Annotated in this window: 20 protein-coding genes; 1 reads left to right on the top strand and 19 read right to left on the bottom strand. The window is 69.6% G+C overall.

Annotated features, from left to right (window positions below):
• Positions 1-11: 11 nt before the first annotated feature.
• Positions 12-1,247 (top strand): hypothetical protein, encoded by a 1,236-nt coding sequence (locus tag V1318_RS05300; RefSeq protein ID WP_332938399.1) that lies wholly within the window; start codon positions 12-14, stop codon positions 1,245-1,247.
• A 45-nt stretch (positions 1,248-1,292) separates the two neighbouring features.
• On the opposite strand, the gene V1318_RS05295 is transcribed toward V1318_RS05300, so the two are convergent.
• The 19 genes from V1318_RS05295 to V1318_RS05205 form a co-directional block, all read right to left on the bottom strand.
• Positions 1,293-1,763, bottom strand: a complete 471-nt coding sequence (locus tag V1318_RS05295) for a DUF2269 domain-containing protein (protein ID WP_332938398.1) — start codon at positions 1,761-1,763, stop codon at positions 1,293-1,295.
• Positions 1,760-3,037, bottom strand: coding sequence for a DoxX-like family protein (locus V1318_RS05290; protein ID WP_332938397.1), 1,278 nt, complete (start codon positions 3,035-3,037; stop codon positions 1,760-1,762). The genes V1318_RS05295 and V1318_RS05290 overlap by 4 nt, the downstream gene beginning before the upstream one ends.
• Before the next feature lie 134 nt (positions 3,038-3,171).
• Complete coding sequence (locus tag V1318_RS05285; protein WP_332938396.1) at positions 3,172-3,762, bottom strand: hypothetical protein; 591 nt, start codon at positions 3,760-3,762, stop codon at positions 3,172-3,174.
• Positions 3,759-4,316 carry a sigma-70 family RNA polymerase sigma factor gene (locus V1318_RS05280; RefSeq protein ID WP_332938395.1) on the bottom strand — a complete coding sequence of 186 codons (558 nt, stop codon included), beginning with the start codon at positions 4,314-4,316 and terminating at the stop codon, positions 3,759-3,761. The genes V1318_RS05285 and V1318_RS05280 overlap by 4 nt, the downstream gene beginning before the upstream one ends.
• 91 nt (positions 4,317-4,407) lie before the next feature.
• On the bottom strand, positions 4,408-5,778 hold the full coding sequence (hslU, locus tag V1318_RS05275) for an ATP-dependent protease ATPase subunit HslU (RefSeq protein WP_332938394.1): 1,371 nt from the start codon (positions 5,776-5,778) through the stop codon (positions 4,408-4,410).
• A gap of 108 nt (positions 5,779-5,886) precedes the next feature.
• The gene (gene hslV / locus V1318_RS05270) at positions 5,887-6,438 is read right to left on the bottom strand and encodes an ATP-dependent protease subunit HslV (protein WP_332938393.1); all 552 of its coding nucleotides are present in this window, start codon (positions 6,436-6,438) and stop codon (positions 5,887-5,889) included.
• A 352-nt stretch (positions 6,439-6,790) separates the two neighbouring features.
• The gene (locus V1318_RS05265) at positions 6,791-8,062 is read right to left on the bottom strand and encodes an insulinase family protein (protein WP_332938392.1); all 1,272 of its coding nucleotides are present in this window, start codon (positions 8,060-8,062) and stop codon (positions 6,791-6,793) included.
• Positions 8,059-9,390, bottom strand: a complete 1,332-nt coding sequence (locus V1318_RS05260; protein ID WP_332938391.1) for a pitrilysin family protein — start codon at positions 9,388-9,390, stop codon at positions 8,059-8,061. The genes V1318_RS05265 and V1318_RS05260 overlap by 4 nt, the downstream gene beginning before the upstream one ends.
• Positions 9,391-9,416: 26 nt before the next feature.
• The gene (locus V1318_RS05255) at positions 9,417-10,793 is read right to left on the bottom strand and encodes an MATE family efflux transporter (protein ID WP_332938390.1); all 1,377 of its coding nucleotides are present in this window, start codon (positions 10,791-10,793) and stop codon (positions 9,417-9,419) included.
• Between the two features lie 25 nt (positions 10,794-10,818).
• Positions 10,819-12,054, bottom strand: coding sequence for a cytochrome P450 (locus V1318_RS05250; protein WP_332938389.1), 1,236 nt, complete (start codon positions 12,052-12,054; stop codon positions 10,819-10,821).
• Positions 12,055-13,043: 989 nt separating this feature from the next.
• Positions 13,044-14,045 (bottom strand): cytochrome P450, encoded by a 1,002-nt coding sequence (locus V1318_RS05245; protein ID WP_332938388.1) that lies wholly within the window; start codon positions 14,043-14,045, stop codon positions 13,044-13,046.
• A gap of 555 nt (positions 14,046-14,600) precedes the next feature.
• Positions 14,601-15,497, bottom strand: coding sequence for a tyrosine recombinase XerC (xerC, locus tag V1318_RS05240; protein WP_332938387.1), 897 nt, complete (start codon positions 15,495-15,497; stop codon positions 14,601-14,603).
• A gap of 108 nt (positions 15,498-15,605) precedes the next feature.
• On the bottom strand, positions 15,606-16,280 hold the full coding sequence (locus V1318_RS05235; RefSeq protein ID WP_332938386.1) for a DUF484 family protein: 675 nt from the start codon (positions 16,278-16,280) through the stop codon (positions 15,606-15,608).
• On the bottom strand, positions 16,277-17,131 hold the full coding sequence (gene dapF / locus V1318_RS05230; protein ID WP_332938385.1) for a diaminopimelate epimerase: 855 nt from the start codon (positions 17,129-17,131) through the stop codon (positions 16,277-16,279). The genes V1318_RS05235 and dapF overlap by 4 nt, the downstream gene beginning before the upstream one ends.
• Positions 17,128-17,424: a lipoprotein gene (locus V1318_RS05225; protein ID WP_332938384.1), complete on the bottom strand. Its 297-nt coding sequence runs from the start codon at positions 17,422-17,424 to the stop codon at positions 17,128-17,130. Before V1318_RS05225 ends, dapF begins: the two co-directional genes overlap by 4 nt.
• Positions 17,425-17,461: 37 nt before the next feature.
• Positions 17,462-17,875: a YbaN family protein gene (locus V1318_RS05220; RefSeq protein ID WP_332938383.1), complete on the bottom strand. Its 414-nt coding sequence runs from the start codon at positions 17,873-17,875 to the stop codon at positions 17,462-17,464.
• Between the two features lie 49 nt (positions 17,876-17,924).
• Positions 17,925-20,117, bottom strand: coding sequence for a S9 family peptidase (locus tag V1318_RS05215; protein ID WP_332938381.1), 2,193 nt, complete (start codon positions 20,115-20,117; stop codon positions 17,925-17,927).
• A 109-nt stretch (positions 20,118-20,226) separates the two neighbouring features.
• Positions 20,227-22,317 carry a prolyl oligopeptidase family serine peptidase gene (locus tag V1318_RS05210; protein ID WP_332939001.1) on the bottom strand — a complete coding sequence of 697 codons (2,091 nt, stop codon included), beginning with the start codon at positions 22,315-22,317 and terminating at the stop codon, positions 20,227-20,229.
• A gap of 229 nt (positions 22,318-22,546) precedes the next feature.
• Positions 22,547-22,894 carry a hypothetical protein gene (locus V1318_RS05205; RefSeq protein WP_332938379.1) on the bottom strand — a complete coding sequence of 116 codons (348 nt, stop codon included), beginning with the start codon at positions 22,892-22,894 and terminating at the stop codon, positions 22,547-22,549.
• Between the last annotated feature and the right edge of the window lie 38 nt (positions 22,895-22,932).

Genomic DNA, 22,932 nt, shown 5'->3' with positions numbered 1-22,932 from the left:
AAGGAGATCGAATGAACGTAATGCGTAAGCGGGCGCTGATGTTCGGCGCCATCGTCGCCGCCGGCCTGTTCGCGGCCCCGGCCTGGGCCGGCAGTTATCAGTGCGACAACGACCGCTCCGCCAGCCAGTATCCCAATTGCAGCAACATGGGCGGGCTCAACTACGTCTATCGCAGCGGCCAGGCCGGCGACTGGAACGGCGACGACCGCCTGAATTCCACCAACAGCGGCTGGTACGGCTGGTTCTTCCCCGGCCAAGACCGCTACTACAGCTTCTACGCCTGGCTCAACAATTCGGCGTTCACCGACGCCTACGCGCGCTACAGCGTGCTCGACACCAGCAATTCCCTGAATCACACCGCGACCATCAACCAGAACACCGCGCCCGGCGGCTGGAACTACGTCGGCTACGGCTACGGTTATCTGTTCATGGTCCAGCCCAGCGGCAACGGCCGCAACGGCGCCGACATCGTGCAGCTGTATTTCTCCTCGCTGGCCGCGGCCGACGCCGAGCCCGGCGTCGTCGAGGCCGACCGCGACCGCAGCGGCCGCTGCGCCGCCATGGCTCCTCAGGATGCGCGCATCGCCGCGCTGCAGCAGCGCATGCTCGATGCCGTGGACCGCTACCGCGATGCGACCGGCTCGGTGGACCTGCGCTTCGGCAACAACGGCCAGAACGAAGCGATCGATTTCGAGGTTTCGCAAGCCGCGCGCAGCAGCTTCGTGCGCATCGCGCGCGAGCGCGGCGTCGTCGAGGAGCATGTGACCCGCGAGGGCGCCACCCTCAGCCTGTACCCGCAGACCGCCTCGTACAGCGAAACCCGCAGCCTCGATGCGCGCGCCCCCAGCGGCGCGCGCCTGTACCGCAACGCGCGCTGCGAACCGGTGTTCGTGCATCGGCCGGATCCGGCCGGCGCGGTCGGCGCGGACGCGGTGCTGTCGCCGCAGAACTATGCCTTCTGGCTGTCCACCGAGGAGGTGCGCATCGCCGGCCACCAGCGCCTGCTCGGCCGCGACGCCACCGTGGTCGCCGGCAAGCACAGCGGCTACCTGGGCCGTAAGCTCGGCGCCGATCGCTTCCGCATGTGGGTCGACAGCGATACCGGTGTGCTGCTGAAGCTGGTCGGCAGCGACCGCCAGGGCAAACAGGCCTATTCGATCGTGGTGCGCGACCTGCGCCTCGACACCGGCCTGAAGCTGCAGCCCACGCTGGCGGCGCCGCGCGGTTGGACGCGGGTCGAAGACTGAGCCGCAGTGCGGCACGCGGGCGGTCGCCCGCGTGCCGCCACCCGCCTAGACCGGCTTGAGCACCATCAGCCAGAAGATCGCGAGCACGCTCAGAAAGGCCGGCCAGCCCAGCCAGAACCACCAGCGCATGACGCGGTAGTAGGCCGGCGGCAGCGGCGTGCCGTCGCGCGTCGCGGCCTGCGCCAGGTCGCGTGCGCGCAGTTGCAGCCACAGCACCGGCAACCAGCAGGCACCGATCACGAAGAACAGCACCAGCGCCGTCTTCAGCCAGAACGCTTCGAACGGCAGGCCCAGGGTATGCGCCAGCCACAGGCCGCTGAGGAGCTGCACGACCACCGCCGGCGCGGTGAAGCAGGCGTCGGCGATCACCACCGTGCGCGCGGTCGCGGCGATCACCCGCGCATCGCCGCGCCGGTGCGCGAGCCAGAAGAAGAAGGCGATGCCCAGGCCGGTGCCGAACAGCAGGGTCGAGGACAGGATGTGCAGCCACTTCACCCACAGATAGGCCATGCTCATCTCCGCTCCGCCAGCACCCAGGCCACCGCCAGCGCCGGCAGCACCAGCAGATTCTTGGCCAGACCGCCGAGCGGATCCAGCCACAGGCCGGGCAGGACGGCGCCGAACACCAATGTGTAGACCGCGACGCTGAGCCCCATCAGCGCCAGCGCCCCACGCGGCCGCCAACCGCTGGCGAGCCACGCCGCCAGCAGCAGATCCAGCGCCGCGCTCGCGCGCGCCAGCGCCACCGGTGCCCACTGCGCCAGCATCGAATCCGCGGCCAGCCGCTCGATCTCGGCCGCAGGCGTCGCCCAGCCGGCCCAGGCCGACAAGGCCCACAGCGCGACGATGGCCAGGCGCAGGCTCGGCGCGAGGAAATACAACTGCGCCTGCCAGCGGTCCTGGACCTGGCTGGGATGCGCGGCCAAGACCTCCGGCAGCGCGCGCGGCGCGAAGCCGAAGGCCTCGCGCAGGCGCGCGGACGCCTGCGGCGCGGTGGTGTTGCCGCGCCTGAGCATGCGCCACATGGTCTCGCCGACCGGACCGCGGCCCAGCCGTTCGCCTATCCGCACCTGCCAGGACACCAGCGCTTCGGGCACCTGCCAGGCGCGCCCGCCTTCGATACGCAGCCAGCGCCGCCACGCGTTCTGGTAGGCGCGCAAGCTCATCGGCTCGGGACCGCCGACCTCGTAGATCCCGCGTGCCGCCGTGTCCAGCGCACGCGCCACCAGCTCGCCCAGATCCTCGGCGGCGACCGGCTGGAGCGGCCAGCGTCCGTCGCCCGGCAGCAACTGCGCGCCGGGAAACGCGGCCAGCGCGCGCAGCAGCGAGGTGCCGCCGTAGGAGCCCGAGGTGGCGTAGACCACCGACGGCCGCAGCACCACCGCTTGCAGCGGCAGCGCCAGCAGCGCCTCGTCGAAACGGTGCTTGGAGGCGACGAACTCGCCGTCTTCGGGACGGCCGAGCGCGGACACCTGCACGAAACGCGAGACCCCGGCGCGCGCGCAGGCGCGCGCGAGCGCGAGCGGCGCATCGACATGGACGGTGGCGAAACGCTGGCCACCGCCCTCGCGCAGAATGCCGGCGGCGTTGACCACCGCGTCCACGCCGGCCAGCAGGGGCAACCAATCCTCCGGCCGGGTCAGGCGGTTCAGATCGCAATGCCGCTCGTCCTCGCGCAGGGCGCCGGCGCGACGCACGCCACGCAGCACGCGCCGGCCCGAACCGCGCAGGGCCGCGAGGATATAGCCGGCCAGGAAGCCGTCGGCGCCGAGCACCAGGACGGTGCGCACGCTCGCGGCGGGCGGGATCGGTGAGGACGGATTCGACGGCGGCATCCGCGCAGGCTAACCGAGCGCGCGCGCTTACGCGCGCAGCTCCGACTGCGGATCGCGGCCGATGCCGGTGAGCCGGTAGCCGCCCGCGCTCAGGCGTCGCTCAACTGCCGTTGCAATTCGAGCAAGCGCGCCAGCCGGCGCCTGCCGCTGCGCGACTTGAGCCAGGCCATCGCCACCGAAATCAGCACGCCGATGGCGCCGCCGATCACGCCGCCTACGATGCCGCTGAGTTGACGCGGATCGCTGTCAGGAATGCCCAGGACCGCGAACGCGCACACGCCCAGCCACAGCAGCAGACCGATCCAGGTGCCCTGGCGCCAGTAGCGCATGCCGGCCTGGATGCGGTCGATATCGAGCTGCAGCATCGCCGCGGTGTCGAGGCCTTCGTCGCGCCACTGCCGGCGCCGCAGCCACAGCGACCAGGCCTGGAACGCGATCGATACCGGGATCAGCAGCACGAACACCGGGCGCATCGGATCCGAGGCTTCGGCCTTGAGGATCAACCAGACCAGGGTCGCGACCGACATCGCCGTGAGCGCGACCTCGCCCAGCAGGGCCCGGCGCAGGTTGCGGCCGCGCCTGCTCACTTCCTCGCGCAGGCGATCGACGTCGATGCCCGTGTCGGGCTGGGCGCGCCATTCGTCGCCCAAGCGGCCCCAGTCGAAATTCGCGTCGCTCATGCCGATTCTCCCAGGCCGTCGCGCAATTGCCGGCGCGCGCGGCTCAGGCGCTGCGCGACGGTGTTCTCTTCCAGGCCCAGCGAGTCGCCGATCTCGCGCAGGGAGAAGCCTTCCAGCGCCAGCACCACGACCTGGCGCTGGCCCAGCGGCAGCTGGCGCACCGCCTCCAGCAGGTTGCGGCGCCGCTGCTGCGCCTCGGCGTGGCGCAAGGGGTCGTCGCCCGGGTCGGGATGGCTTTCGTCCAGTTCGTCCTCCACGCGCCGGTGCCGGGCGAGGTAGTCGATGGCGCGGTTGTGCGCGATCCGGGCCACGAAGGTGCGCAGCGAGGCTTCGCCGCGCCAGGCCGGCAGCGCGCGCCACAGCGCCAGGCTGATCTCCTGCAGCAGGTCCTCGCGGCGGCCCGGTTCGGACTGGTAGCTGCCGGCGATGCGGCCGAGCATCGGCCCGTGTTCGCGCAGCACCGCGTCGAAATCGGAGGCCACGGCTTCGCCCGCGCGCCGCGGCGTCGGCGCATCGGCGGTCTGCCTCGAAACCGCTTCCGCGGTGTTGTCCATGCCGGTCTTCCCAGGTCCCCTGCCTGCATAGTCTGCCGGCCCGCGGAAAACCTGACACGGCGGTCGCACGGCGCGACCGCCGCGGGACCGGTCAGAGGATGTAGCGGCTCAGGTCCGGGTCCTGGACCAGCTCGCCCAGATGGGCGTCGACGTAGGCGCGGTCGATCACCACGGCCTGGCCGTCGCGGTCCGGGGCCTCGTAACTGAGAGTATCGAGCAGGCGCTCGAGCACGGTGTGCAGGCGGCGCGCGCCGATATTCTCCTGGCGCTCGTTGACCTGCGCCGCGATCTCGGCCAGGCGCTCGACCGCGTCGGCGCTGAAGGACAGGTCCACGCCCTCGGTGCGCAGCAGTTCGACGTACTGCACGGTCAGCGCGGCCTTGGGCTCGGTCAGGATGCGCACGAAGTCGTCCTTGCTCAGCGCGCCCAGCTCGACCCGGATCGGGAAACGGCCCTGCAGCTCCGGAATCAGGTCGCTGGGCTTGGCCAGGTGGAAGGCGCCGGAGGCGATGAACAGGATGTGGTCGGTCTTGACCGCGCCGTACTTGGTGCTCACGGTCGAGCCTTCGACCAGCGGCAGCAGATCGCGCTGCACGCCTTCGCGGCTGACGTCGCCGCCGCCGACGTTCTCGGAACGCTTGGCGACCTTGTCGATCTCGTCGATGAAGACGATGCCGTGCTGCTCGCAGGCCTCGATCGCGGCTTCGCGCACTTCGTCCTCGTTGACCAGCTTGCCGGCCTCTTCCTCGATCAGCTGCGGACGCGCGGCCTTGATCGTGAGCTGGCGCTTGTGGGTCTTGCCGCCGGACACCTGCGAGAACATCTGCCGCAGCTGCTGGCCCATCTCCTCCATGCCCGGAGGCGCCATGATGTCGACGCCGACATTGACCGCGGTTTCGATCTCGATCTCGCGGTCGTCGAGCTCGCCGGCGCGCAGCTGCTTGCGCAGCTTGGCGCGGGTGTCGTTGTCGGGCGCCTGGTGATCCTGCGCCGGGGTATCGGCGCCGAAACCGAAGCCGCCCGGTATGCGCTTGGGCAGCAGCGCGTCGAGGATGCGGTCCTCGGCGCGGTCTTCGGCCTGGGTACGCACGCGGTGCTTGGCCTGCTCGCGGTACAGCTTGACCGCGGTGTCGGCCAGATCGCGCACGATCTGTTCCACGTCCTTGCCGACGTAGCCGACCTCGGTGAAGCGCGTGGCCTCGACCTTGACGAAGGGCGCATTGGCCAGCGTCGCCAGGCGGCGCGCGATCTCGGTCTTGCCGACGCCGGTCGGGCCGATCATCAGGATGTTCTTGGGCATCACCTCGTTGCGCAGGTCCGGCGCGAGTTGCATGCGCCGCCAACGGTTGCGCAGCGCGATCGCGACCGCGCGTTTGGCCGCGTGCTGGCCGATGATGTGACGGTCCAGCTCCTGCACGATTTCGCGCGGAGTCATGGTGGCGTGGCTGTTGTCGGGTTTCATAGGGCGATCAGTGAGTTTAGAGGAGTGAGGAATGAGTGAAAGGCTGGACATGCGGAGCACTGGCGAGAACGTGGCTTTCGCGCACTCCTCACTCCTCTCCGCTCATTCCTACAGCTCCTCCACCACCACGTTCCGATTGGTATAGATGCAGACGTCGCCGGCGATGCCGATCGCCTCGGTGGCGACGGTGCGGGCGTCGAGTTCGGTGTGCGCCATCAGCGCGCGCGCGGCCGACAGTGCGTACATGCCGCCGGAACCGATCGCGATGATGCCGTCCTCGGGTTCGATCACGTCGCCGGTGCCGCTGATGATCAGCGAGGTTTCCTTGTCGGCGACCGCGAGCAGCGCCTCCAGCTTGCCCAGGCGGCGTTCGGTGCGCCAATCCTTGGCCAGTTCGACCGCGGCGCGGGTCAGCTGGCCGTGTTTTTCGAGCTTGGCTTCGAACAATTCGAACAAAGTGAAGGCATCCGCCGCGGCGCCGGCGAAACCGGCCAGCACCTGGCCGTCGCGGCCGAGCCGGCGCACCTTGCGCGCGTTGGATTTCATCACGGTGTGGCCCAAGGTCACCTGCCCGTCGCCGGCAACGGCAACACGACCGTTGCGGCGCACCGAGACGATCGTGGTGGCGTGGAAGGTGTTGGGGTTCTGACTGGGGTCCATACGGCCTCCGGGATTCGAATTCCCTTGATGGGGTCGGCCTGCGCCGGCGCAAGGGGCCGCGCGAGCCGCGGTCGGCCACCGTTGCACCGACGCGGCGGCGCGGCGTCCGCAGCGCGCTGGTCCGGTTCGAAGCCGCGTGCCCATTCGCGCACGGCCGGCGCACGGCTCAGGGTCGCCACGCTGAAGCTGCTGTGGCCGGCGGTCGCGGGTGCCCGCCACGCCGGCGCCGGTCGAGGCACGCAAACCCTGGGTGCCCACGTCGGCGCTCGGCAATTCGGGCCCGTGGCGCAGGCGGATGCCGTTGGACGGCAAGATGCTCGGGTTCTGGACGATCGCCGCGATCGCTACCGGCTTATCGGATCGGCCCGGCGATGCAGGTTCGCCATGCCTGCGGCTGCAAGTGCTCGGCGATCGCGCGATTGACCTGCGCGAGTTCGAGCGCCGAGAGCCGGCGTTCGTAGCCGAGCAGATCGCCGGGTTCCCGTCCGAGCTCGGCCTCGGCCAGGATCGCCGCGCTCAAGCCGTCCAGCGTGGCCAAACCGATCTGGAACGCGCCGATGGCGGCGCGGCGCGCGTTCTCGAACTCCAACGCCTCCACGCCGGTATCCGCCAGTTCCGCGATCACCGCGCGCGTGGCCGCCAACGCGGCCTCCAGCTTGTCCGGGCTGGCGGACAAGGCGACCTGCCAATGGCCGCCGCCGTGCGGAGCTTCGGCCAGCGCGGAGCGGATGATGTAGCCGAGCCCCTGCCGTTCGCGCACGCTGGAGACCAGGCGCGAGGCATAGGCGCCGCCCAGGATGCGATTGGCCAGTTGCAGGGCCGGGTAGTCGGCATGCCTGCGATCCAGACCCAGGCCTTGGCCCAAGGCGACGCCAAAACTTTCCTGCTCCGGCAGCGCGAGCCGCAGCTCCTGCGGCGCCGCGACCGCCGCGCCGCCCGCAAGGGCCGCCGGCACCGCGCGCGGCGCCCAATCGGCCAGTTCGCGCTCGACGATGCCTGCGGCGTCGTGCGGATCGGCATCGCCCACCACCGCGATGCGCAGCTCGTTGGCGCCGTAACGATCGCGATGGAAGCCGCGCACATCGTCGAGGGTGAATTCCTCCAGCAGCGCCGCCTGCTCGTCGGGATCGGGCTCGTAGGCCGGATGCGTCGGCGAATAGAGCAGGCGCGTCAGCGCGCTGGCCGCGGCGTGAGCCGGGTCGATGGCGCGATAGTGCAGCTCGGCGATCAGGCGGGCGCGCTCGGCGTCGAGCAGGCCCTGATCCAACGCGGGCTCGCGCAGGCAGGCCATCGTCCATTCCACGACCTGGGCCAGATCGGCCGCGCAGGCGCGCGCGGCGAAACGCACGCCATCGGCTTCGGCGTCGACGGCGAAGGATGCGCCGCGCCCCTCGAACAGCTCCGCGATCTCGTACTGCCCGCGACGCCGGCTCGCGCAGCCCACCATCGCCGCGACCAGGCGCTGCAGCATGGCGTCGCCGGGCTCGGCCGCGGTGCCGGTGCGGAAACGACCGGTCAGGGCGACGATCGCCGGCGTGCCGGCACGCAAGCCGTAGCAACGGGCGTGCGCGAGCGCGAGGGTCGCTACGGACCGCGGATGCTCGGCCCGCGGTTGCGCGCTCATGCCTGCGCCTCCGGTCCGGCATCCGCATTCGCGAGATGGGCTACGGTGAGCCCGCTATCGTTCAGATAGCGGCCCGCGACCCGCGCGACATCCGCGACCGCGACCGCATCGATGCGATCGGCGGCGGTCGCATACGCGCGCCAATCGCCGCACGCGATCGATTCGTTCAATTGCATGGCGACGGCCAAAGGCCCGTCGCGCGAGGTCAACAGACTGCCGCGGATGCGCGCCTGCGCGCGCAGGAGTTCGTCGCCGCTCACGCCCTCGCGGCGGATCTCGTCTATCGCCGCGCGCAGGGCCGACTCGAGGCGCTCGTGCCCGTCGTCGGCATTGACTACCGCGCCCAGTTGCAGCAGGCCCGGGCCGCGCAGGCGCGACAGGCTGTACCACACTTCCGACGCCGCGCCGGAGGCGACCAGGCGGCGATGCAGCCGCGAGGATCGGCCGCCGGCCAGCACCAGCCCCAGCACGTCCAGGGCGTCCAGGTCGGGATCCAGGCCGGCCGGCGTCCTGTAGGCCAGCATCACCACGCCAGGCGCGCCCACGGATTCGATCCGCGTTCTGCGTTCGCCGCCCTGCTCCGGCTCGGGCCGTTCGGCCGGCGCCGTGCGCGGACGCGCGGGCACGCTGCCGAAGCGGCGCCGGACGATGTCCAGGGCTTGGTCGCGATCGATGTCGCCGATGACGGTGAGGGTCGCGTTGTCGGGCCGGTAGTGCGCGCGGTAGTACGCCAGCAGAGCTTCGTGATCGAAGCCGGCGATGTCCTCGCGCACGCCCATCACCGGTACGCCGTAGGCATGCTGCGCGAAGGCGGTACGCCAGACCGCCTGCTGGAGCTGCTCGATCGGATCGCCGACCAGGCGGTCGAACTCGTTGAGTACCACCGACCTTTCGGTTTCCAACTGCGACGGATCCAGGCTCAGATGGTTCATCCGGTCGGCCTCGATCTCCGCGGCCAGATCCAGGCGATCGCGCGGCACTAGGCTGAAGTACTGGGTGCGGTCGTACCAGGTGGTGGCGTTGACCTGGGCGCCCAACGGCAGCAGTTGCTCGAGGATGCCGTTGCCGAGCGGCTTGCCGAAGCGCGCGCTGCCCTTGAACATCATGTGCTCGAGCATATGACTGGCGCCGCGCAGGCCGTCGGCCTCGTGGCGGCTGCCGACCTCGTAGGTCAGCATCAACAGGGCCACCGGCGCGCTGCGCATGGGCAGGTACAGGACCCGCAGATCGTTCGACGCGAGACGATACGCTTCCAGGCCCGCGCACGCGCCCACGAACCGCACGCCGTCCGCGTCGCCGGCCCGGTCTGTTCGCAGTTGCGGTTCCATCACGTCCATCCGCAAGGATCCTATCGCTACCGGGTGGCGGCAAGACTGTCGGCTGGCGCCACCGCCGAGGGTTCGGCCGGCCGGCCGAACTCGCGTCGCAGGAACCACCAGGCCATCAGCGCCTGGGTGGAGCCGGCGGCCACCATCGACCACCAGATCCATACCGGACGAAAGCCCGCGAGCGCCGACAGGCTGCCCGCCAGGGTCACCAGCAGCAGCATGTGCAGCAACTGCGCGACCAGTCCGGCGCGGGTGTTGCCCATGCCCGACAGCACCGCGAACGCGGTATTGGCCAGGCACAGGGGAATGAAGTCCAGGGCCGTGATGCGCATGAACGAGGCACTGGCCACGATCACCGCCGCGTCGTCGGAGAAGCGGCTGCCGATCCAGGGCGCGAACGCCTGGAACACCAACAGCAGCAAGGGCACCAGCACGCAGGCGAACACCAGGCCCGTGCGCAGGGTCTGGCTCACGCGCTCGCGCCGTCCGGCGCCGTAGTTCTGGCCGACGATGATGCAGATCGCACCGCCCAGCGCGGTCAACGGCATCAGCCCGGCCTGGAACGCGCGTTGACCGACGCCGAAGCCGGCCTGCTCGACCGGGCCGAACGGCCGCAGCATCAGCCCGATCGCCAGCAACGACACCGCGACCACGCCGCTGCCGATGCCTGCGGGCACGCCGATCTTGATCGCCGCCCACAGTTCCTGCGGCCAGGAGAACCAGACCGCGGGTTGCATGCGCAAGTAAGCGTCCTTGCGCGCGAAATAGCTGAGCAGGCCCAGCATCACCAGCGAACAGGCCAGCAGCGAGCCCGCTCCGTTGCCGTTGACGCCCATCGCCGGCAGCCCCAGCCAGCCGAACATGAGCAGGGGCGTCAGCACCGCGCCCAGGGCCACGGTGCCGATCTGGGCGATGGCGCCGGCCTTGACGTTGCCGGTGAACTCCAGCATCGCCGCCAGCACCAGCATCGGAATCTGGACCGCGATCGACGGGATGAACCAGCCGTAGTACGAAGCGATGGTCGCGGCGGTGTCGGCATCGCCGGTCATGAGGCGGCTGATCGCTTCGCGCTGGCTCCAGGTCAGCAGCGCCACGAACGCCGACACCAGCAGCGAAGCGCCGAAGGCCTCGTTGAAGATCCGATTGACGCGCGTGTGGTCCCTGGCGCCCACCGCGTGCGACAGCAGCACGCCCGCGCCCATGCTGAGCACGGGCAGCAGGGTCAGCGCCAGCATCATCGGCATCGCCGCCAGGGTCACGGCTGCCTGCGCGGTCGTTCCCAGTCGGCCCAGCCAATAGATGTTCACCAATGAAAACACCGTGGTGGCCAGGGCGTTCAGCAGCAGCACACCGCACATCCTCAACAGATGCCTTGCGATCGGGCCCTCGGTCAGATCCTGCATGGCGCACCTCCGGCGATCGCGGGCTTCATGCGCGCACCACCGTGCCGGTGAAATCCATCGGCCGGATCACCGAGGCGATGGCCATCTTGGCGCGTTCCGGATCGGATACCCGCAACCGATAGCGCGTGCTCAACAGATGGGCCATCAGGATCAGCTGACCCAGGCCGAGATTGGCGCCGATGCAGGACTTGGGCGCCCAGCCGAAGGGCACGTAACTGCCGTGCGGGCATTGCTCGCGGCTCTCGGCCAGCCAGCGGTCCGGATTGAACACGTCGGGGTCCGACCACTGCGTTTGGTCGTGGTGGGTGAAAAAGGAACTCAGCACATAGACCTGCCCGGCCTTGAGCTGGGTGTCGCCGTGGCAGATGTCGGTGCGCACGCTGCGCGTGACGATCGGCGGCGAACTCCATATCCGCAGCACTTCCTTGACGAAGCGCGTGGTCGTCGGCGCCAGGCGCGCGGGCGATTCGCACAGCTCGTCCAAAGGGACCGCCGACAACTCGGCGATCATGCGCTCGCGCCAATGCTCCTGGCGGTGCCACTCGTACAGCAGACAGGCCGCGGACGCGCCCGGCGAACTGGTGATCGCGGTCAGCAGCGCGGTGACGGCATCGGCGGCGCGATCCAGTCCCAACGCAGGCAGCATGTCCACCATCGGATCGGTCAGATCCTGCTGACGCGGGCGGCGCCCGCTGGCGCGCCCCTTCAACTCGCGCCTCACCACCAGCCCCACCTGGAATTGATACGCCCACATCTTCGGCTTGTGCATGGGCGGACAGCGGTGCTCGTCGATGTCCGACAGCACCAGCGCCACCTTCGACATCACCTCGCGCACCACCTGCCGATGCGAACGCGGCGACAGGCCGGCGATGATGGCGGGCACCAGCGGCTCCAGCATGGCGCGTTCGGCCAGCCATACCAGGTCCTGGTCGTGTCCGACCTGCGCGTCCAGCAGCTCCTGCATGCGCAGGCTCAGGCGCTTGAAGCCTTCGGCGCTGGTGAGCGCACGCATCTGCCCCAGCCAGCCCGCGCGCACCTGGTGCCAGGACACCGGCTCGCTGCTGCGCCCGCGGATCACGTCGGAGAATCCGTCCAGCATGGTCAGGTCGGCGTAGTTCGCCGCCTCCACGCGCTGCGCGGTCTCCGCGTCGACCACCGCTAGGGCGCGGTCGTCCTTGAGCCAGAACACCGTGCCATCCTCTTCGAGGCGGCGGCGGAACGCCTGCACCGTCGGTATCTCCAATACTTTCGTGTCCTGCATCGTCCGCGTCCCTGGAATGGATGAGCTTCGCCGATCGAAAGGCCGAGGGGCGGCGCGTCGCCGCCCCCGGCGCTACCACTCAGATGTTGTGGTAGATGACCCAGCGCCAGCTGGTGATGCCGCAACCCGAAGCGCCGCGCACACCGAAGGCGGCACGCATCGCGCAAATTACCTTCTTCATATCGATCTCCTTTTGGATATGTGGGTATTGACTGCGTTTACGCCGCGACCCGAAGCCATTGCGGCTATCGGACCGCGGAGTCCTTGCTGCGGCGGCCGCCGGCGGCCGTCGCGAATCCGCTTGTCGTCCCGGTAGCGCGTCCGGCCCGGCCGCGGACCGATGTCCGCCAGCTGCGCATCGGTACCGATACGCATCGCGCCCAGGTACCGGAGGCGGCATCGCCGCCTCCGGCAGACCACTCAGATGTTGTGGTAATGCACCCAGCGCCAGGCGCCGATGCCGATGCTGGAACCGGAAGCACCGCGCACGCCGAAGGCGGCCCGCATCGCGCAAATGACCTTCTTCATATCGAACTTCTCCTTGTGGATATGTGGGTTTTGACCGCGTTTACGCCACGACATCGAAGCCGGACCGGCCTTCGGGCCATGGGGTCCTTGCTGCGGCGACCGCCTCGCGACCGCCGCGAAATCTGGTTGCTATCGGGGTTCAGCGCGATCGCCGCGTCGGCGCCGCGCTACGCAAGCCGGAGGCGGCGCCGCCGCCCCCGGCACCACCACTTAGATGTTGTGGTAGGTCAGCCAACGCCAGCCGCCGATGCCGATGCTGGAACCGGAAGCCCCGCGCACACCGAAGGCGGCCCGCATCGCGCAAATTACCTTGCTCATATCGAATCACTCCATGTGGATATGTGGGTACTGACTGCGTTTACGCCACGACCCGAACCGCGATTCCTGCGGCGCGCGCCGTGGTGCCTTGCTGCGGCGATCGGCCGATCGTCGCGAATTCGTTCTGGTAACGGCTGCCTGGCTCAACGCGACGGCCGGATGTTCAGGGTGAACGGCGGCGGCGCCATCGCCGACGCCACCACCGGACGATCGCCGTGCGCCACCACCTCGACTTCGCCCAGCTCGAGAACGACGCGCAGCATGTCGCCGACGATCTGCGTCGCCAGATCGGCCGCGACGCAGCGGTGCGCGCCATGGCCGAAAGGAATGAACGCCGGGTTGCGCCAGGCATCCGGATCCGCCCAGCGCTCGGGCCGGAACTCGGCCGGCTGCGACCAGTACGCGGCGTTGCGCTGCACCATGTAGGGACAGACCACGACTTCGTCGGACGGCTCCAGCTTGACGCCCGACAGCTCGTGCGCCTGCGCCGGTCGCCGGCCCAATTGCCAGGCCACCGGCCACAGCCGCAGCGCTTCCTGCACGACCCACTCGGGCGGCGTGTCGCGGCGCGGATGGGTTCCCCACAGATACAGCGACCAGGCCAGCACGAAGCCCACCGATCCCGAAACCGCGAACAAAAAGGACAGAAAGACCTCGACCAGTTCGTCCTGGCGGCGCTCGGGCCCGTCCGAGTTCGCGACGATGTCGAGTATGTCCCGGGGCGGCGTGTGCGGATCGCGCTGGCAGGCGCCGATCGCGGCCGACAGCCGCAGCGTGGTGTTGAACTGCAGCCACATCCGCCGCCAGCGCGGTTGCCGCGCGCGCGCGTTGGCCAGCACCGAACGCTCGACGATCTGATCGAGCAGGCGCCGCAAGCCCAGCGGCCGGTCCGGCGACAGCAGGGCCGGCAGCAGGTAGCGATAGCTCAACCAGTTGCCGGCGTCCGGCCAAGCGCTGGTCGTGGCGAGCTGGGCGCGGACGAATTCGCGCAGCGCGTCCGGCCCGCGCGCCTGCATGAAGTCCCGCAGCAGACCGCGCGCCTCGCGGCGCATCTTCAGCTGCGCGGCCCTGGGCTCGAAATAGCCGTAGCGCGTGTGAAAGAAATCGGAGTGCTCGGTGTAGCTGCCGTTCGCGTTGCTGAGCACCGAGCGCGCATCGGCGGCGTTGCCGAGCGAATACTCGTTGCGTCCGGTTCGGACGATATCGCCGGCACCGGATAATTCCCGGTCCAGAAATCCAAGCGGGTCCCGCGCAAAGCCGGACCAGGCCTCTTCTTTCAACACACGCCCTCCGATCCTGAATCACGGGTGCTGATGCTTAAGTTGTATGACGGCCGCGCCGTCCGGAGCTGCATACCGCGGCGAATTCCTTCACCTGCACTCGACGTCGAGTATGGTTTCGCGCCCGGGTAGCGTCAAGCCGATTTCAGCGCGCGCTTTTCGCAACTTCGAGTACGCTGCTCGCGACGGTTTCGACGGCGCGCTGTCGCTTCGTCTCGCCCTCGCAAGCCTGCATCACGAGCCGCGACCGCGATGTACGGTCGAGTACGGAGCGTCGCGGCGATCGGCGCGCCTCGCAACCGATGCGGGTTCCGCTCGCTCAACCGCGCCCCGAATCGCCGCGACATCGGCCGTGCGGCCGCTCCTGCCCACAAGCGCGGGCCGCGTACGCGGATCCTGGCCGGCCGCAACGCCGATCGCTCAGGCAGGGCCCTTGCCGGTCTTGCGCTTGGCGCGCGGATGCGCGGCGTCGTAGACCTTGGCCAGGTGCTGGAAATCCAGATGGGTGTAGATCTGGGTGGTGGCGATGTCGGCGTGACCCAGCAGTTCCTGCACGCCGCGCAGGTCGCCGGAGGATTCCAGGATGTGGCTGGCGAAGGAATGCCGCAGCAAGTGCGGATGCACCCGTTTGAACAGGCCCTGGCGCTGGGCGAGCTGGCGCAGGCGCAGTTGCACCGCGCGCGGCGTGATCGGCGTGCCGCCGCGTCCCGGAAACACCGGCGCCTCGTTGCCGGCGCCGGTGGATGCGCGCCATTCGCCCAGGGCCGCGCGCGCATGCGAGCCCAGCGGCACGCTGCGTTGCTTGTTGCCCTTGCCGAGCACGCTGACTAGGCCGTCGGACAGGTCCAGGTCGCGCCAACGCAGGCCGCACAGTTCGCTCAGGCGCAGGCCGGAGGAATAGAACAATTCGAGCAAGGCGCGGTCGCGCAGACCCAGCGGCGCATCGGTGGGCACTTCGACCAGGGCCTTGGCTTCGTCCGGATCCAGCACCTGCGGCAGCTTGCGCGGCGCCTTGGGCGCGCGGATCGCGCTGGCGGGATTGGTGCCGATGCGGCCTTGCTTGAGCAGCCAGCCGTAAAAGCTGCGGCAGGCGGAGAGGCGGCGTTGCAAACTCTTGGGCGTGAGCCCGCGCCGGTGTTCGGCGGCGATGAAGCCGCGCAGCTGTTCGGTATGCAATGCGAGCAGCTCGATACCCTGCGGCCGCGCCCAGTCCGCCAGCGCAAGCAGATCGCGACGATAAGCGTCGAGCGTATGCGCGGACATGCGCCGCTCGACCTGCAGGTGGGCGAGGAAATCTTCGATCGGTCCGGCGGACACGGGACACGGGCTCCAAGCTTGCGGCGATACACCGCAATCCAGCGCATCTTGCGAGCGCGAGACGGTTATGTCGAGGGCGCGTGCTGCGCCGCGGCCGCGGCTTCGCGCTCAGCCCTCGAAACGCTTCAGCGCCACCGTCAGCGACTCGCCCATCATGCGCAGGAACAGCGTGCCCATGCCGGGGAAGAAGCGGTTGGGGTCGCGGCTGCCGACCGCGACCAGGCCGACGCCGGGCAGCGGCAACAGGGCGGTCGACTGGACCTCGTCGGCCTGGGCGCCGTACAGCAGGGCGTGCTTCTCCGGCTGCAGGCGGCCGCACAGCGGTTCGCCGTCGGCCAGGCAGTCGCGGAACGGCTGCAGGCGCGCGTCGTCGGCGGCGATGGTCTGCAGCCATTCGGCGCCGTCCAGGCCTTCGACCGGCTGGAACATCACCAGGCGCACGCGGTCGCCGTTGAAATCCTCGGCCAGGGTCGCGGCCATCGCGCGCAGGGTATCGGCGACGCTGTTCTGGCGCATCAGGGCCAGGGTCAGCTGGTGCGTGCGCACCGACAGACGCTCGTTCTCCTGGGCGTTGCCGAACAGTTCCTGCAGGCGGCGCGAGAGTTCGCGGTTCTTGTCGCGCAGCACTTCCAGCTGGTAGCTGGCCAGCGACGCGGCCGAACCCTCCTCGCGCGGCACGATCAGGCTCAGGGCCAGATCGGGGAACTGCTGCAGGAAGCGCGGATGACGACGCAGCCAGGCCGCGACCTCGTGCGCGCCCAGTTTGTCCAGGCTGTCGTTCATTGCGCCCATTCCCCCTCGTAGACGAAAGCGGCCGGCCCCGACATCGACAGCGGAGCGTCGTCGGACGGCCAGACGATGCGCAGTTCGCCGCCCGGCAGGACCACGGCGACGTCGCGGTCGATGCGGCCGCGCCGCATCAGCACCGCAGCCGCGGCGCAGGCGCCGCTGCCGCAGGCCAGGGTCTCGCCGGCCCCCCGCTCGTACACGCGCAGGCGGATGCGGCCGCGCGATTCGACCTGGGCGAAGCCGACGTTGACCGATTCCGGAAACGCCTCGTGCGACTGCAGCAGCGAGGCGATGCTGTCCACCGGCGCGGCGTCGACGTCGTCGACCTCGATCACCGCATGCGGATTGCCCATCGACACCGCGCCGAAACCGATCACGGTGTCGTGGATGTCGAGCACGTATTGGTCGCGCGCGCCCGGAAAGCCGTGCAGCGGGATCGCATCGGGGTCGAAGCGCGGTTCGCCCATGCCGATGCGGTAGCGGTCTTCGGACAGGCGTTCGACCTGGTGGGTGTCCAGCGGGCTGTCCAGCGCGAAATCATCCCCGACGGCGGCGCCGTCGCGGACCAGCCAGGCGGCGATGCAGCGCGCGCCGTTGCCGCATTGCTGCGAGGACGAGCCGTCGGAGTTCCAGATCCGGTAGCTGGCGATCGAGCCGGGCTCGCGCGGATCCTCGACAGTGAGGATCTGGTCGCAGCCGGCGCCGAAGTGACGGTCGGCGAGCAGGCGGCAGTGCGCGGCGGCGGGCGGGGCCAGGCCGCCGCGCAGATCGAGCACGACGAAGTCGTTGCCGGCGCCGTGCATTTTGCTGAAACGCTGCATCGCTCGCTCCGCGCCGGGGCTCATCGGCCGCCGTCGGCCGGCGGGGTCGGATCGTCCTTGCCGTCGCCCTGGCCGTCGTCGGTCGGGGTGTCCGTCGAGGTATCGGTGGCGGCGTCGGCGGCCGGCGGCTCGGCCGCCTTCTGCGGCAGCGACGGCGGGGTAGCCTCCGGCGCCATCTGCACCGGCACCTCGCCCGCGGGCTGGGCCGGGGCGGTCACCGGGACCGGCTTGGTGGGCAGGACCAGCGGGCCCTTGTTGCCGCAGGCCGAGATGGCCAGCGACAGCGCGATCAGACTCAGGACGATGCGTGCATTCATGGCCGCAGTGTAGCCCGCGCGCGCGACCGAACGAAGCTCAGCGCGGCGGCGGTTCAGGTCGCGCCCACAGCCAGATTGCGACCACGGTCATGAAGCCGGTGCCGGTGGCGGCCATCCACCATTTGGGCGCGGTCAGGAACATGATCGCGGCGCAGGCGGCCATCATGCTCACCGCCAGCCATTTGGCGCGCCGGCTGACCGCGCCGTGCGCCTGCCAGTCGCGGATCATCGGCCCGAACTGGCGGTGGGCGAGCAGCCAGGCGTGCAGCCGCTGCGAGCCGCGCGCGGCCGCGAAGGCCGACAGCAGGACGAAGGGGACGGTCGGCAGGCCGGGCACGACGATGCCGACGATGCCCAGCCCCAGGCTGGCGTAGGCCAGCAGCCACCAGGCCCAGCGGAAGCGGCTGGGACGGACCGGAGCGGGCTGCTCGGGCGGGGGCGGGTTCGACATGGCGCCAGTATGCGGCCGCGGCACGCGCCGCGACCGCAGCGGCGATGCGTCAGTGCGTTGCGTTGGCGGCACCGCCGCCGGCCAGGCCGAGCTGGCCGAGCATGAAGGCGAACATCTCGGAGGTCTCGCGATAGCGCTGGAAGCGGCCGGACTTGCCGCCGTGACCGGCTTCCATGTTGGTGCGGAACAGCAGCGGGTAGGCGCCGGTGTTCAGATCGCGCAGGCGCGCCACGTACTTGGCCGGCTCGAAGTACTGCACCTGCGAATCCCACAGGCCGGTGCCGACGAACATCGCCGGGTAGGTCTGCCTGGACAGGTTGTCGTAGGGCGAGTACGAGAGCATGTAGTCGTAGTACTTCTTCTGCTCCGGGTTGCCCCACTCGTCGTATTCGTTGGTGGTCAGCGGGATGCTGGCGTCGAGCATGGTGGTGACCACGTCGACGAAGGGCACCTGCGACAGGATCACCCGGTACTTGTCCGGCGCCATGTTGGCGATCGCGCCCATCAGCAGGCCGCCGGCGCTGCCGCCGTAGGCGGCGACGCGGTCGGGCGCGGCGTAGCCGGCCTTGACCAGGTAGTCGGTGACGTCGATGAAGTCGGTGAAGGTGTTCTTCTTCTTCAGCAGCTTGCCGTCCTCGTACCACTTGCGGCCCATTTCCTCGCCGCCGCGGATGTGCGCGATCGCGTAGACCATGCCGCGGTCGAGCAGGCTGAGGTTGGTCACGCTGAAGCCCGGGTCCATCGAGGCGCCGTAGCTGCCGTAGCCGTACTGCAGCAGGGCGGCCTTGCCGTTCTTCTCGAAGCCGCGCTTGTAGACCAGCGAGACCGGGATGCGGGCGCCGTCGCGCGCCGGCACCCAGACCCGCTCGGTCACGTACTGCTCGGCGTCGAAGCCGCCCAGCACCGGCTGGCGCTTGAGCAGGCGGCGCTCGCCGGTGCGCACGTTCAGCTCATAGACCGTCGCCGGCGTGGTCAGCGAAGTGTAGCTGTAGCGCAGCCAGGGGGTGTCGGCCTCGGGGTTGGAGGACAGGCCCATCGAGTACGCCGGCTCGTCGGCCTTGACGAACTCCGACTCGCCGTTCTCCTTGAGGATGCGCACGCGCTCCAGCGCGTCGGAGCGCTCGGCCACGGCGGTATAACCCTCGAACAGTTCGACGCCTTCGATGTAGACGTCGTAGCGGTGCGCGACCCAGTCCTTCCAGTCCTTGCGCGAGGTCGACCCGCTGGGCGCGGTGACCAGCTTGAAGTTGGTGGCGCCGTCGGCGTTGGTGCGGATCACCCAGCGGCCGCCGAAGTGGTCGGCGTCGTATTCGACGTCGCGCGCGCGCGGCGCCAGCACGGTGAAGGCGCTGGGGTCGGCGGCGGGGGCATAGCGCAGTTCGTCGGAGACCGTGCTGCTCACGCCGATCACGATGTAGCGATCGTCGCGGCTGCGGTCGATGCCCATGTAGAAGCTGTCGTCCTTCTCCTCGTAGACCACCGCGTCCTGCGCGACCGGGGTGCCCAGCACGTGCTTCTTGACGCGCTTGGTCAGCAGCGTCTCCGGATCGTTCTCGACGTAGAACAGGGTCTTGTTGTCGTCGGCCCAGACCAGGTTGGCGGACACGCCCTTGATCTCGTCGGCGTAGACCTGCCCGGTGGCCAGGTTCTTGAAGCGCACCGTGTACTGGCGGCGGCCGTTGGTGTCGTCGGCGTAGGCCAGCAGCGCGTTGTCCTGGCTGATCGCGTAGTCGCCGACCTGGTAGTACTTCTTGTCCTTGGCCATGGCGTTGACGTCCAGCATCACCGTCTCGCCGGCGAAGTCGCCGTCGGCGTTGGCCTTCTGGATCGAGGCGGCGTCCACGCCGGGGCCGTCCTGGCGGCGGGCGTAGATCGGGTAGTCCTGGCCGGTCTCGAAACGGCTGTAGTACCAGTAGCCGCGCTCGCGGCTGGGCACCGAGCTGTCGTCCTGCTTGATGCGGCCGACGATCTCTTCGTACAGCTTGTCCTCCAGCGGCTTCAACGGCGCCATCTGCGCGGTCGCATAGGCGTTCTCGGCGTTGAGGTAGGCCAGCATCTCCTTGTCCTCGCGCTTGTCGTCGCGCAGCCAGTAGTACTCGTCGTCGCGCTGGGCGCCGTGCGGCGCCTTGACCACGTGCGGCTTCTTGGCCGCGTCGGGCGGCAGGGCGGAATCGGCGGCGAGGGCGGGCGGGGTCGTGGTCATCAGGAGCGTAGCGGCCAGCAGGAGGGAGGTCGGTTTCATAGATAGGGTCCGTTTGCGGAGAGCGCAATGGCCGGCCGGGCCGCGGGCCGCCGCGGGGCATGCCTGCCCAGGGAGGACGGGCGCCGCGCGGCGCCCGTCGCGGCCGCCTTTACTTGGACAGCTTGTCCCACAGGAAGGTATAGGCCAGCGCGCTCATGTGCGCGGCCTGGGCGTTGTTGGCCGCGCCGCCGTGGCCGCCTTCGATGTTCTCGTAGTAGCGCACGTCCTTACCGGCCTCCATCATCCTGGCCATCATCTTGCGCGCGTGGCCCGGGTGGACGCGGTCGTCGCGGGTCGAGGTGGTGAACAGGGTCGGCGGATAGTCGCGCTTGGCGTCGAACAGGTGATAGGGCGAGAAGGTCTTGATGAAGTCCCAGTCGGCGGTGTCCGGATCGCCGTACTCGGCCATCCAGGAGGCGCCGGCCAGCAGGTGGCTGTAGCGCTTCATGTCCAGCAGCGGCACCTGCACGACCACCGCGCCGAACAGCTCCGGGTACTGGGTCAGCATGTTGCCGGTGAGCAGGCCGCCGTTGCTGCCGCCCTGCACGCCCAGGTGCTTGGGCGAAGTCACCTTGCGCGCGATCAGGTCCTGGGCGACCGCGGCGAAGTCCTCGTAGGCCTTGTGGCGGTTGGCCTTGAGCGCGGCCTGGTGCCAGCGCGGGCCGTATTCGCCGCCGCCGCGGATATTGGCGACCACGTACACGCCGCCCTTTTCCAGCCAGCCCTTGCCGACGCCGCCGGAATAGCCCGGGGTCATCGAGACCTCGAAGCCGCCGTAGCCGTACAGCAGGGTCGGGGTGCCGCCGTCGAGCTTGAGGTTCTTCGGACGGACCATGAAGTAAGGCACCTTGGTGCCGTCCTTGCTGGTCGCGAAATGTTGCTCGATCACGTTGTTCGACCCGTCGAAGAAGGTCGGCATGGTCTTGAGCACCTCGGGCTGCTGCCCGAGCTTGGCCAGCGACAGCGTGGTCGGGGTGAGGTAGTCGGTGGCGGTCAGCCAGACCTCGTCGCTCTCGTCGTCGTCCACCGCCGACACGCCGATGCTGCCGAAGCTGGGCGCGCCGACGAACTCGCTGCGCTGCCAGCTGCCCGGGGTCAGCACGCTGAGCTTGTACTTCACGTCTTCCATGACGTTGAGCACCAGCTTGTTGCGGGTCCAGGTGGTGCCGGCCAGCGAACTGCGCTCGGTCGGCTCGAACAGCACGGTGAACTCGCGCTTGCCGGCCATGAAGTCGTCGAAGCGGGTCACGATCAGGCTGCCCGGCTTGTAGGTCTTGCCGCCGGCGCTGTAGGGCTCGCGCAGCTCCAGGGTCAGCCACTCGCGGTGCACGCCCTTCTCGGCCGAGTTGGGCGCGTCGACCTTGGTCAGCTTGCCGTCGGCGCCGCGCAGGTAGAGCTCGTTGTTGTAGAAGGCGATGGTGCGGGAGACGAAATCGCGCTCGAAACCCTCGGTGTGGTCGTGGCCGGCGGAGATGTACATGTCCTCCGGCGTGCCTTCGTAGACCACGGTGGCGGCGCTGAGCGGCGTGCCGCGCTTCCACTGCTTGACGATGCGCGGATAGCCCGACGAGGTCATGCTGCCGGCGCCGAAATCGGTGAAGACGTAGACGTTGTCGCGGTCGATCCACTGCAGGCCGCCCTTGGCCTCGGGACGGAAGTAGCCGTCCTTGACCCAGGTCTTGCTGGTCAGGTCGAACTCGCGGGTGACGTCGGCGTCGGCGCCGCCGCGCGAAAGCGCGATCAGGCAGCGCTGGTACTGCGGCTTGAGGCAGTCGGCGCCGTGCCAGACCCAGTTCTCGCCCTCGGCCTTGTTGAGGGCGTCCAGGTCGATCACGGTCTCCCAGGCCGGCTTGTCCTTGCGGTACTCGGCCAGGCTGGTGCGGCGCCACAGGCCGCGCTGGTGGTTCGCGTCCTTCCAGAAGTTGTAGTAGTGGTCGCCGATCTTCATCACGCCGGGGATCTTGGCGTCGGAATCCAGGATGGCGCGGATGTCGGCTTCCAGCGTCTTGAACGCGGGCGTGGCGGCCAGTTCGGCTTCGGCTTGGGCGTTGCGCTCGCGCACCCAGGCGAGCGGACGCTCGCCCTGCACGTCTTCCAGCCAGGCGTAGGGATCGGACCCGTCGGTCATTTTGGCGGCCTCCTCGGCAGCGGCGGCGGTGGCGACCGGAGCCATCAGACCGGCGATGCCGATGGAGATCATTCCTACCGAAACGAGCAACGGCTTGCAGGCCTGGGACAGCGTGGACATCGGCGCTCCGCGAATACAGGGAAAGGCCGAACGCTAGCACAGGCGTCGGCGCGCGCCGCCATGCCCGAAGTCACAGGGGGAGGTCGCGCCGCAGGCGCGTTATCGCCGCAAATGCCGCGTTTGCGTGCCCGATCGCGCCGGCGGCGGGTGCGCCGGGCACGACTTTGCGCAATGCGTCGTTTCAGGCCGCGCGCGCGGCCGCGCTACGTTGCGGCGGGCGCGCGCGGCGGCGGGCCTGGACGCCCGGCCGGCGCCGGCGCTGGGTCGCCGACGGGGCCGGATCCTCGGCGCGCCACGGCAGGCGGAAGCGGTGCAGCGCCCACCAGGCGGTCAGCGGCATCGCCAGCAGCCACAGCGGCAGCCAGCCGATCTGTGCGCTGCTGGCGCGCGCGGCCGGCAGCAGCAGGACCAGGGCCGCGCCGATGGCGACGGCGTAGCGCAGGGCCTGCTCGACGCGCGGGTCGACGGCATCGGCGGAACGGGAGGGCGCGGGACGGAAGCAATCGGGGCGGGCGACGGACTGGCGCATGGCAAGGGCTCCGGGTGGCTGGACCGGGCCTGGCGGCC

This window comes from Lysobacter sp. CCNWLW3 (genome assembly GCF_036697405.1).
Classification (GTDB): Bacteria; Pseudomonadota; Gammaproteobacteria; order Xanthomonadales; family Xanthomonadaceae; genus Lysobacter.
Note: the sequence above shows the minus strand (reverse complement) of the source record. Positions and strands in the feature narration are given on the sequence as shown.